At 64.1% G+C, this 11,269-nt stretch carries 10 protein-coding genes; all 10 read left to right on the top strand.

What is annotated here, in order from left to right:
* Positions 1–119 precede the first annotated feature (119 nt).
* The 10 genes from ACOEQ1_RS16240 (at position 120) to rpoB (ending at position 11,230) form a co-directional block, all read left to right on the top strand.
* Entirely contained in the window at positions 120–572 is a 453-nt protein-coding gene (locus tag ACOEQ1_RS16240) for an HPr kinase/phosphorylase (protein ID WP_419760270.1), read from the top strand.
* A complete protein-coding gene (rapZ, locus tag ACOEQ1_RS16245) occupies positions 569–1,468 on the top strand; it encodes an RNase adapter RapZ (RefSeq protein ID WP_419760271.1) in 900 nt (299 codons plus the stop codon). The genes ACOEQ1_RS16240 and rapZ overlap by 4 nt, the downstream gene beginning before the upstream one ends.
* Positions 1,469–1,503: 35 nt before the next feature.
* Entirely contained in the window at positions 1,504–1,920 is a 417-nt protein-coding gene (locus ACOEQ1_RS16250) for a PTS sugar transporter subunit IIA (RefSeq protein ID WP_419760272.1), read from the top strand.
* A 50-nt stretch (positions 1,921–1,970) separates the two neighbouring features.
* Complete coding sequence (locus tag ACOEQ1_RS16255; RefSeq protein WP_419760722.1) at positions 1,971–2,240, top strand: HPr family phosphocarrier protein; 270 nt, start codon at positions 1,971–1,973, stop codon at positions 2,238–2,240.
* On the top strand, positions 2,227–4,119 hold the full coding sequence (ptsP, locus tag ACOEQ1_RS16260; RefSeq protein WP_419760273.1) for a phosphoenolpyruvate--protein phosphotransferase: 1,893 nt from the start codon (positions 2,227–2,229) through the stop codon (positions 4,117–4,119). The genes ACOEQ1_RS16255 and ptsP overlap by 14 nt, the downstream gene beginning before the upstream one ends.
* 177 nt (positions 4,120–4,296) lie before the next feature.
* Positions 4,297–4,731 (top strand): 50S ribosomal protein L11, encoded by a 435-nt coding sequence (gene rplK, locus ACOEQ1_RS16265; RefSeq protein ID WP_419760274.1) that lies wholly within the window; start codon positions 4,297–4,299, stop codon positions 4,729–4,731.
* Between the two features lie 3 nt (positions 4,732–4,734).
* The gene (gene rplA, locus ACOEQ1_RS16270) at positions 4,735–5,442 is read left to right on the top strand and encodes a 50S ribosomal protein L1 (RefSeq protein ID WP_419760275.1); all 708 of its coding nucleotides are present in this window, start codon (positions 4,735–4,737) and stop codon (positions 5,440–5,442) included.
* 305 nt (positions 5,443–5,747) lie between these two features.
* Positions 5,748–6,266: a 50S ribosomal protein L10 gene (gene rplJ / locus ACOEQ1_RS16275; protein ID WP_419760723.1), complete on the top strand. Its 519-nt coding sequence runs from the start codon at positions 5,748–5,750 to the stop codon at positions 6,264–6,266.
* Positions 6,267–6,355: 89 nt separating this feature from the next.
* Positions 6,356–6,733, top strand: coding sequence for a 50S ribosomal protein L7/L12 (gene rplL / locus ACOEQ1_RS16280; protein WP_419760276.1), 378 nt, complete (start codon positions 6,356–6,358; stop codon positions 6,731–6,733).
* A gap of 315 nt (positions 6,734–7,048) precedes the next feature.
* Complete coding sequence (rpoB, locus tag ACOEQ1_RS16285) at positions 7,049–11,230, top strand: DNA-directed RNA polymerase subunit beta (protein ID WP_419760277.1); 4,182 nt, start codon at positions 7,049–7,051, stop codon at positions 11,228–11,230.
* The last annotated feature ends 39 nt before the right edge of the window (positions 11,231–11,269 follow it).

The raw sequence follows: 11,269 nt of genomic DNA on the forward strand, positions 1-11,269 counted from the left end.
GCGGGTAAAACGCTTTTTTCTATCCACGACATGTCGGAGGCATACCAGGTGGACGCTGGGGATGATCGGCCGCCGTCGTTTAGCAGGGCGCAGTTGCATCGATTAAGCGCTTTCTTCCCGTGGCAGCTTGTCACATCGTGCTGCGGATGCTGATGCATGCAAGTTGTGCCGCCCGCGATGGATGGGCCGTGCTGCTCACCGGCGCCCCGGGATCAGGGAAGTCGGACCTCGTCTTGCGATTGATCGACCGGGGCTTTGTCCTGGTCGCGGACGATCAGGTGGAGATTGGCGCGGATGGCATGGCGCGGCCGCCAGAAGCTCTCGAAGGCCTTCTCGAAGTGCGGGGTCTAGGCGTGATGCGCTTCCCCTTCCTGGGCGTGGCGCGCCCTGTTCTCCTGGCCGAACTGATGCCTGGGCCGGTTGTTCGGCTGCCCGAGCCGCGGTGGGACACCATGCTCCGCCTGCCGACCATCGCCCTCGATCCTCGGCCGGCCTCTGCGGCCCAGGTGCTGGCTCTTGCCTTCGATAACGTAACGGGCCGCGCTACCCAGACCGCCGGCGCCTTCAAATGATGCCCCAGGTGGCGCGCCGGCGCATCGTGCTAGTCACGGGGCTCTCCGGCGCCGGAAAATCCTCCATCCTCCACACGCTCGAGGATCTCGGGTACGAGACGGTCGACAATCCGCCGTTCTCGTTGCTGGACGAACTACTGTCGCGCACCGACCGGCCGCTGGCCATTGGCATCGACGTTCGCACCCGCGGCTTTGCGGCGGCGGCGGTGCTTCAGGTGATTGCACGCTTCAAGGCTGAAACCGGTTTCGCGCCCGAACTTGTTTTCGCAACCGCCGACGATGCCGTCCTCCTGCGCCGCTACACGGAAACGCGGCGGCGTCACCCGTTGGCGCCTCAGGGGCAGGTGCGGGACGGCATTTCGGCCGAACGGGCCATTACGGATGAGCTGCGCGTTGCCGCAGACCTCATCCTGGACACCTCCTCCGTGGCACTTCCGGTCCTGCGGCAGACGATCGGCCAGCGGTTCGGCCTGACAGCGGACGAAGGGCTTGCGCTGACGCTGATTTCCTTCGCTTATCGGTCAGGCCTGCCACCGGAGTCAGACCTCGTTTTCGATGCCCGCTTCCTGCGCAATCCACACTACGACCAGACGCTCAGGCCGCGCACTGGTTTGGACCCTGAAGTCTGCGCATATGTCCAGAGCGATCCGGATTGCGCAGCCTTCCAGGAAGCTATTCGTTCGATGGTATTGCTTTTGCTGCCGCGCTTCGTGCAGGAAGGCAAGAAATACGTGACCATCGCGATTGGTTGCTCAGGCGGCCGGCATCGCTCTGTCTTTCTGATCGAGAACTTGGCTGAAACGTTACGGCGATCGAGTTGGCAGCCGATGGTTGTCCATCGCGAGCTTGATCGCGTTGAGCGTGCAAAAGAGGCGACGGGTTCGGCAGCTGCATGAACTCACGTTTGGCCATGGGAGGCCGCTAAACTATCATGATCGGTCTAGTGCTCGTCACTCACGGCCATCTCGCCGAGGAGTTGCGATTGGCCATGGAGCATGTCGTGGGTCCGCAACGCGGGGTCGAGACAGTCTGCATCGGTGCTGAAGACAATATGGAAGATCGGCGGCGGGATATTCAGCGCTCGATCAATCGTGTCGACACCGGCGACGGTGTTGTTCTGCTCACCGACATGTTCGGCGGTACACCGAGCAACCTGGCCATCTCACTTATGGACTCGGAGACGATCGAGGTGATCGCGGGCGTCAATTTACCGATGCTGGTGAAGCTCGCCAAGGTCCGGGGGCAGCAAAACCTCGCAAGCGCGGTAACCTGCGCCCAGGAAGCCGGACGCAAATACATCGCCTGCGCCTCTCAGGTTCTGCACGGCGTCCGCGGAAACTGCGGGTGACTGGCGCACTGCCCGATCCGGCCAAGGCGGAAGGCCCTCCCAGCGGCACAGTGCTGGTTCGACACCTCGTCATCAGCAACAAGCGCGGCCTCCACGCCAGAGCCGCGGCCAAACTTGTGACGACCGCCGAGCAATTCGGAGCTGAGGTGGACGTGGCCAAGGACGGGCAAACCGTTTCAGCGCGATCGATCATGGGGCTCATGATGCTGGGCGCTGGCCAGGGCTCCAGGGTCGTCGTCTCGGCCGAAGGCTGGGACGCGAAGGAAGCAATCGATGCCGTGGCCTCGTTGATCGAGTCCGGCTTCCATGAGGAAGACTGAGCCGGGAGCGGCGCCCAAGCCGCCTCAGGCCGAAACCGCCGAGGCAAGGCCGCGTAAGAACCGGAGTTCGGCGGCGTTGCCGGCGGTAAAGTCCCCGGCAGATAAGCCCGTCGCGGCCGAGCGCCACTTCAAAGGCTTGGCCCTTGGGGCGGGCATCGCAGTCGGACCTGCCTATCTCATTGAGGATCAGACGCCAGTTCTCGACCACCGGCCCATCCCTGCGGATGCGGTGGAGCCGGAGTTGGCTCGGCTTGACGGGGCGGTCACCAAGTCGCGGCGACAACTCGGCAAGCTGCGTGCTCAACTCGCCATGCTGCCCGCCGAGGGGCAGGCCGAGCTTGAGCCGCTCATCGACGCCTATCTGCAGATGATAGGTCCGTCACGTCTCCTCCGTGGCGCTCGGCGGCGGATCGAGGGGCTTGTGGCCGCCGAGACCGCGGTGTTGGAGGAGACCGAAGCCTTGGCCGCCGCTGTAATGGCGGTCCAGGACCGTGATCGCGCCGGGCTCAAGCGCCGGGCCGACGAAATCCGTGAGATCGGCCGACGGCTGATCCGCAATCTTACCGAGACGCCGTTCCAGAGCTTTGCCAAGCTGGCGCAGGGGACGGTGCTCGTCATGGACAACCTGCGGCCTGCGGATGCAGCGCTACTCAGCCCGGCGCGCTTGGCTGGCGTTGTCACCGAGGAGGGCGGCACAGACGGGCACACCGCCGTGATGCTCAGGGCGCTCGGAATACCTGCCGTGCTTGGTGCTCATGGCGTCACCTCGGTCATTCGGAGCGGCGATCTTCTGGTGCTCGATGGCGGCGCCGGCACGGTCACGCTTCATCCCTCGGCGGCGACTATGGCGTCGGCCCGGCGTGCGTCCGCCACCTTTGCCCGCGAGCGGCAGAAGCTCGCGCAGCTGCAGAGACTGCCAGCCGAGACGACGGACGGCCAATGCGTCGAGCTGATGGCCAATCTGGAAGTGCCGCTCGAGCTGCCTTTGATCGCCCAGGCAGGTGTGGACGGCATCGGCCTGTTCCGCAGCGAATTCATGTTCATGAACCGCCCGCACTTGCCTGACGAGCATGAACAAACCGAGGTTTATCGTGCCGCTGTGGAAGCAATGGGCGGCGACCCCGTGACCATTCGCGTGCTCGACTGGGGCGGCGAAAAGGAAATCGAGGCGCTGCAGGCTGCCGGGATCGCCGAAGTGTCAGGGCTCAACCCCGCCCTTGGGCTGCGCGGTATCCGCATGCTGCTGCGGCATCCGGACCTGCTGGAGACGCAACTGGCGGCGATCATGCGTGCCGCCCACTTCGGCCCCGTGCGAGTGCTGCTCCCCATGGTGACGACGATCGACGAGGTCCGCGCGACCCGGGAGATCTACCAGAAGGTGGCGCGCCGGCTCCGGCGGCGGGGTGAAAAGCTGCCCGAGCGTCTACCGCCGATCGGGATCATGATCGAGACGCCGGCAGCCGCGCTGTCGGCCGACGCCCTGGCGCTGGAGGCGGACTTCTTCGCCATCGGCACCAACGACCTGACCATGTACGCGATGGCCGCGGACCGCGCCGATGCCGACGTGGCGAAGCTCTACGATCCGCTGCATCCCGGGCTGTTGCGACTGGTGCAGTTTACGGTCGAGGCCAGCCTGCGGCTCCGCAAGCCGGTGTCGGTCTGTGGCGAGATGGCGGCTAATCCGAAGCTCACGCCGCTGCTTCTGGGCCTCGGCCTACGGTGTCTCAGCATGAATGCGAGCGCGGTGCCGCGGGTCAAGCAGGTGGTGCGCGGCGTCGCCATCGACGACTGCGCCCGGCTGGCGCGGCGCGTGATGGAGCAGGCTGAACCCGCCGCCATCCGTGCCATTGTCGAGGATTTTGCCGGCAAGCCCGTCTAGCCTTGGTTCCGGGGTAGTGCATGGCTGCCCGGCGACCTGGAGACGAGCGTGAAGCTCGACTCGCACAGCCCGATCCGGTAACAGCGCTGCCTTCATCGGAACGCGGGAGAGGGCGAGCGATTGCCCTCGTATGTACCGCGGTCCTTGTTCGTCAGACACAAGACAGGAACGAGGGTCATGGCTAAAAAGATCACTGGTTACGTGAAGCTGCAGATTCCCGCCGGCAAGGCGAACCCGTCGCCGCCCGTCGGCCCGGCGCTCGGTCAGCGCGGCCTCAACATCATGCAGTTCTGCAAGGAATTCAACGCCGTCACTCAGGGCATGGAGCCCGGGATGCCGGTTCCGGTGGTGATAACGGCCTTTGCTGACCGCACCTTCACCTTCATCACCAAGACCCCGCCGAACACCTATTTCCTGATGAAGGCCGCGAACATCAAGAAGGGTTCGACGACGACGGGCAAGGGCGCCTCGGTCGGCCGCGTGACGATGACCCAGCTGCGCGAGATCGCTGCCCAGAAGATGGTGCACATGAACGCCAATGACGTGGAGGGCGCCGTCCGCATGCTTGCCGGTTCCGCCCGTTCGATGGGCCTTACCGTGGTGGAGGGCTGAACCATGGCCAAGAACAAGCGCCTCGTCGCCGGCTATGCGGAGTTCGACCGCAATAAGTCCTATCCGCTTGCTGAGGCGGTGAAGATTGTGAAGGGCAATGCCCGCGCGAAGTTCGATGAGACTGTCGAGTTCTCGATGAACCTCGGCATCGACCCGCGCCATGCGGATCAGATGGTCCGCGGCCTGATCAGCCTGCCGAACGGCACCGGCAAGACCCTTCGCGTGGCAGTGTTCGCGCGTGGTCCTAAGGCCGAAGAGGCGCTGGCCGCTGGAGCCGATGTCGTCGGCGCCGAGGATTTGGCCGAGAAGGTTCAGGCCGGCGATATCGCGTTTGACCGCTGCATCGCTACTCCGGACATGATGGCGCTTGTCGGTCGCCTCGGTAAGATCCTAGGTCCGCGCGGCCTGATGCCGAACCCCAAGCTCGGCACCGTGACCATGGACGTGAAGGGCGCCGTTTCCGCGGCCAAGGCCGGCCAGGTTGAGTTCCGCGCCGAGAAGGCGGGCATCATCCATGCCGGCATCGGCAAGGCCAGTTTCGATGACGCCAAGCTGCTGGAGAACATCCGCGCTCTGGCCGATGCTGTGCAGAAGGCCAAGCCGACCGGTGCCAAGGGCACCTATCTTCAGAAGGCCGCGCTGAGCTCTTCGATGGGTCCGGGCGTTCGCGTCGATGTGGCGAGCATCGCGGCGGCAGCGGCGGCCGAGTAATATCCGAATTCGTCCGGGGCTCAGCCTCGGACGCGCAGGAGAGGGGGACCTCTCCGAACCTGTCCATGACCAGACGTGCGCTTGGTTTACACCCGGCGCTTAAACGGCCAGCGGGCCGGCGGCTGGAAGACGGGGAAGCCACTGTTCCAACACGGCGCCTTTTGGGCACCGTGGAATGAGCTTTGGCGGTTCCGGCTGCAGGACAGGCGAACCGGACGTGTGGAGGATGGTTGTCCTCGGCGCGGCCATGGGAAACCCGGGCGGCGGAGCCAAAAGCGCCGTTGCCCAATGTGGCGGAGAGTATTTTGGACCGTACGGAGAAGCGGGAGTTCGTCGCTTCCCTCGCAGCCGTGTTCGCAGAGACGTCCATGGTGGTTGTCACCCGTAATGACGGGCTGACGGTCGCCGAGGTAACCGATCTGCGTCGCCGCATGCGGGCGGAAGGGGTGACCTTCAAGGTCGCTAAGAACCGTCTGGCCAACCTCGCCCTGGATGGGACCCGGTTCGGCAGCATCAAGCCCATGCTGAAGGGACCGACCGCGCTCGCGTGGTCGAAAGACCCGGTGGCTGCGGCGAAGGTTGCTGTCGAGTTCGCCAAGACCAACGAGAAGTTCGTCGTTATCGGCGGTGCGCTTGGCACCCAGGCGCTTGATGCGTCCGGGATCAGGGCACTCGCCGAATTGCCGTCGCTCGATACGCTGCGCGCGAAGCTGGTGGGGATGATTCAGACCCCGGCCACGCGGATCGCGGGTGTCATCCAGGCGCCGGCCGGCAACCTCGCGAGGGTCTTCGGGGCCTATGCCAGAAGGGACGAGGCGGCCTGACAACGGCTTGCCCACCTTTCACAGATGTGATGCCCGAAAAGTTCGGCTTGCATTGAACCGACCAAAGTTTACATAATAGGAATTCAGACATGGCAGACCTTTCCCGTCTTGTTGACGAGCTTTCCAGCCTGACCGTTTTGGAAGCCGCCGAGCTTTCGAAACTTCTTGAGGAGAAGTGGGGCGTCTCCGCTGCAGCGCCCGTAGCCGCCGCTGCCGCCGCTGGGCCAGCCGCCGCTGCCGCGCCGGTTGAGGAACAGACCGAGTTCACGGTTATCCTCGCGAAGATTGGCGACAAGAAGATCAACGTGATTAAGGAAGTTCGTACGATCACGGGTCTTGGCCTGAAGGAAGCTAAGGATCTCGTTGAAGCCGCGCCGAAGCCCGTTAAGGAAGGCGTGACGAAAGACGAGGCCGAGAAGATCAAGAAGGTGCTCGAGGAGAACGGAGCCGCTGTCGAGATCAAGTAGTTTCGACCAATTCGGGCTTCACGCCCGGGTTGGGATTTGAGCGACGAGCGAAGGGTGGGGATCGGGTTGATCCCCACCCTTTACGCGGTTGCGGAGCAGGGGTCGCGGCAGACCCAAGGTCGACAGACGATTTGGATGACGGTTGCGGATGAGCGTCCGGACCGGGACTGAGCCTCGCCGCCGCTTCAACTCGTGAGTTGAGGGGCGTCAGGCGGGAGACGGAGCCACGGTGGGCAAACCCGAGAGGGCGACTGTGGCTGAGGCCGGCCGGCATGATCCCGGCCTGGTGTAAAAATCGAGGGCTAAGGGCAAGCGATGAACGCTATTTCAGGTGGCTCGAACCAATCCTTCACAGGACGCAAGCGCATCCGCAAGAGCTTCGGACGGATCCCGGAAGTGGCGCCGATGCCGAACCTGATCGATGTGCAGCGGGCGAGCTACGAGGCCTTCTTGCAGATGAACGTGCCGCCGGACAGCCGGACGCATACGGGCCTGCAGGAAGTCTTCAAGTCGGTCTTCCCGATCGACGATTTCGCCGGCCGTGGGCGACTGGAGTTTGTCTACTACGAGCTGGAAGAGCCGAAGTACGACGTGGAAGAGTGCATCCAGCGCGGGATGACCTTCGCCGCGCCGCTCAAGGTCGTGCTGCGCCTGATCGTCTGGGACCTGGACGAGGACACGGGCGCCCGCTCGATCCGCGACATCAAGGAGCAGCCGGTCTACATGGGCGACCTGCCGCTCATGACCGATAACGGCACCTTCGTCATCAACGGCACCGAGCGCGTCATCGTCAGCCAGATGCACCGCAGCCCGGGCGTGTTCTTCGACCATGACAAGGGCAAGACGCATTCCAGCGGCAAGTTCCTGTTCACGTCGCGCGTCATCCCCTATCGGGGCTCGTGGCTCGACTTCGAGTTCGACAGCAAGGATCTCGTCTACGTCCGCATCGATCGCAAGCGGAAGCTGCCGGTCAGCACGCTGCTCTATGCGCTCGACAGTGCGGAGACGGAGAAGCTGCGCGAGGCGCGCGTCGCTAAAGGCGAGACGATCGACATTGGCGAGATCAAGGGTATGGACCCGGAGGAGATTCTCGCCAGCTTCTACAAGCAGGTCGTCTACACCCAGACCCCAAAGGGTTGGGCGCGTCCGTTCGACCCCGAGGCGTTCCGGGGCATGAAGCTGTTCGAGAACCTCGTCGACGGCGAGACTGGTGAGATTGTCGCCAAGCCCGATGAGAAGATGACGACGCGCCTGACGCGCCGTATCGCCGAGAAGACCAAGACCGTCCTGGCCAGCCGTTTGGACCTCATTGGCCGCTTCATGGCGATCGACCTCGTGAACGAGAACACGGGCGAGATTTATGTCGAGGCCGGTGACGAACTGACTGAGGCGCGGCTGACGGCGCTCGAGGAGGCTGGGATCACCAGCCTGCCCACGCTCGCAATCGACCAGTCGAAGGGTCCGTGGATCCGCAACACGCTCTCGGTCGACAAGAACAACAACCGCGACGACGCGCTGATCGACATCTACCGCGTCATGCGCCCGGGTGAGCCGCCGACCAGCGAGACCGCCGAGGCCCTCTTCCGCGGACTGTTCTTCGACTCCGATCGCTACGACCTATCTGCCGTCGGCCGCGTGAAGATGAACATGCGGCTTGGCGTTCAGGCCGAAGACACTGTGCGCATCCTGCGCAAGGCCGACATCCTCCGGACCGTGCAGATCCTCTGCGAGCTGAAAGATGGCCGCGGCTCGATCGACGACATCGACAATCTCGGCAACCGCCGCGTGCGTTCTGTCGGCGAGCTGATGGAGAATCAGTATCGGGTTGGCCTGCTGCGTATGGAGCGTGCGATTCGCGAGCGTATGGGCTCGGTCGATATCGACACGGTGATGCCGCACGACCTCATCAACGCCAAGCCGGCCGCAGCGGCGGTGCGCGAGTTCTTCGGCTCGTCGCAGCTGAGCCAGTTCATGGACCAGACCAACCCGCTCTCCGAGGTCACGCATAAGCGCCGCCTGTCCGCGCTTGGGCCTGGGGGTCTGACCCGCGAGCGCGCCGGTTTCGAGGTGCGCGACGTGCATCCGACGCATTATGGCCGCATCTGCCCGATCGAGACGCCGGAAGGGCCGAACATCGGCCTCATCAACTCGCTCGCGACCTACGCCAAGGTGAACAAGTACGGCTTCATCGAGACGCCGTATCGTCTTGTCGAGAACGGCGAGGTCAAGGACGGCTGGAAGTATCTCTCCGCCATGGAGGAGGAGAAGCTGGTCGTCGCCCAGGCCGATGTGCCGATCGCGAACAGCCGCTTCACCGAGGAACTGGTCTCGGTCCGGCATCAGGGCGATTTCCGCCTTGTCCCGCCCGACCAGGTGACAGCGGTCGACGTGTCGCCGCGCCAGCTGGTGTCGGTCGCTGCCGCACTCATTCCGTTCCTCGAGAACGATGACGCCAACCGCGCGCTCATGGGCTCGAACATGCAGCGGCAAGCCGTGCCCCTCATCCGCGCCGACGCTCCGCTCGTAGGCACAGGCATGGAAGCGGCGGTTGCCCGCGACTCCGGCGCCACCATCGTCGCACGCCGTGGCGGCGTGATCGACCAGATCGACGGCGCGCGTATCGTGGTGCGGGCCGCCTCATCTGAGGGTGGCACCGGCGGCGTCGACATCTACCGGCTGCGCAAGTTCATGCGCTCGAACCAGTCTACCTGCATCAACCAGCGTCCGCTGGTCCGTGTGGGTGACCGGGTGCAGGAAGGCGACATCATCGCCGACGGCCCGTCGACGGAGCTCGGCGAGTTGGCGCTCGGCCGCAACGTGCTCTGCGCCTTCATGCCGTGGAATGGCTACAATTTCGAGGATAGCATCCTGATCTCGGAGCGCATCGCGCGCGACGACGTGTTCACCTCCATCCACATCGAAGAATTCGAGGTGATGGCGCGCGACACGAAGCTGGGTCAGGAGGAAATTACCCGCGACATTCCGAACGTCGGTGAGGAAGCGCTTCGCAACCTCGATGAAGCCGGCATCGTCTATGTCGGTGCGGAAGTGAACCCGGGCGACATTCTGGTCGGCAAGGTCACGCCCAAGGGCGAGAGCCCGATGACGCCGGAGGAGAAGCTGCTGCGCGCCATCTTCGGTGAAAAGGCGTCCGACGTGCGGGATACGTCGCTGCGTCTGCCGCCGGGCGTTTCCGGCACCATCGTCGATGTCCGCGTCTTCAGCCGTCGCGGCGTCGACAAGGACGAGCGTTCGATGGCGATCGAGCGTGCCGAGGTCGAGCGTCTGGCCAAGGATCGCGACGACGAGAAGGCGATCCAGGAGCGGTCCTTCCTCAACCGGATGAAGGAGAAGCTGCTCGACCGCAAGGCTTCCGGTGGATTCAAGGGCATCAAGGCCGGCACGGTTCTGACCGAGGAGGTCATGGCCGAGCATCCGCGTGGCGCCATGCGCCACATGGGCGTGCAGGACGACGCGATCATGGCCGAGATCGAGCAGATCAAGCGCGAGTTCGACGCCAGCGTGCAGCGTCTGCAACAGCGGTTCGAGAACAAGGTCGACAAGCTGCAGCGCGGCGACGAGCTGCTGCCCGGCGTCATGAAGATGGTGAAGGTCTTCGTGGCGGTGAAGCGCAAGCTTCAGCCCGGCGACAAGATGGCCGGCCGCCATGGCAACAAGGGCGTGGTCTCACGCGTGACGCCGATCGAGGACATGCCGTTCCTCGAAGACGGCACGCATGTCGACCTCGTGCTCAACCCGCTCGGCGTGCCCAGCCGCATGAACGTCGGCCAGATTCTGGAGACGCATCTCGGCTGGGCTTGTGCCGCTCTTGGCAAGCAGGTGGGCGAACTCGTCGAGGAGTATCGCCGGACCGGCGCCGCTCAGAACGAGCTGCTGGAGAAGCTGCGCGACATCTATGGCGACAAGGTCTACCGCGACGAGATCGCTCAAATGTCGACGGCGCAGCTGACCGAGCTTTGCGACAACCTCAAGAAGGGCATCCCCATCGCGACGCCGGTTTTCGACGGCGCCCGGATGGACGATATCGAGGGCATGCTGCGAAAGGCGGGGCTCGACACCTCCGGCCAGGTCATCCTGACCGACGGCCGTACGGGCGAGCACTTCGAGCGCAAGGTGACAGTCGGCTACATCTACATGCTGAAGCTGCACCATCTCGTGGATGACAAGATCCACGCCCGGTCGATCGGCCCTTACAGCCTCGTGACCCAGCAGCCGCTGGGCGGCAAGGCCCAGTTCGGTGGGCAGCGCTTCGGCGAGATGGAGGTCTGGGCGTTGGAGGCTTATGGCGCCGCCTACACGTTGCAGGAGATGCTGACGGTGAAGTCCGATGACGTGTCGGGCCGCACCAAGGTTTACGAGGCCATCGTGCGGGAGCAGGACAACTTTGAGGCCGGTATTCCGGAGAGCTTCAACGTCCTGGTGAAGGAGCTGAAATCCTTGGGTCTGAATGTGGATCTGGACAATCAGCCTGCTTGATCCTGTGTGCCGAGGCTGGAGCTGGAGCGGGGGACGTTG

This window comes from Acidisoma sp., from assembly GCF_965199065.1.
Taxonomy (GTDB): Bacteria; Pseudomonadota; Alphaproteobacteria; order Acetobacterales; family Acetobacteraceae; genus Acidisoma.

What these genes read in the sequence shown, in the direction of transcription:
- rplL (WP_419760276.1), top strand. Translation starts at nt 6,356, where the DNA reads ATGGCAGACCTTTCCCGTCTTGTTGACGAGCTTTCCAGCCTGACCGTT.
- rplA (WP_419760275.1), top strand. Translation starts at nt 4,735, where the DNA reads ATGGCCAAGAACAAGCGCCTCGTCGCCGGCTATGCGGAGTTCGACCGC.
- ACOEQ1_RS16250 (WP_419760272.1), top strand. Translation starts at nt 1,504, where the DNA reads ATGATCGGTCTAGTGCTCGTCACTCACGGCCATCTCGCCGAGGAGTTG.
- rplK (WP_419760274.1), top strand. Translation starts at nt 4,297, where the DNA reads ATGGCTAAAAAGATCACTGGTTACGTGAAGCTGCAGATTCCCGCCGGC.
- rapZ (WP_419760271.1), top strand. Translation starts at nt 569, where the DNA reads ATGATGCCCCAGGTGGCGCGCCGGCGCATCGTGCTAGTCACGGGGCTC.
- ptsP (WP_419760273.1), top strand. Translation starts at nt 2,227, where the DNA reads ATGAGGAAGACTGAGCCGGGAGCGGCGCCCAAGCCGCCTCAGGCCGAA.
- rpoB (WP_419760277.1), top strand. Translation starts at nt 7,049, where the DNA reads ATGAACGCTATTTCAGGTGGCTCGAACCAATCCTTCACAGGACGCAAG.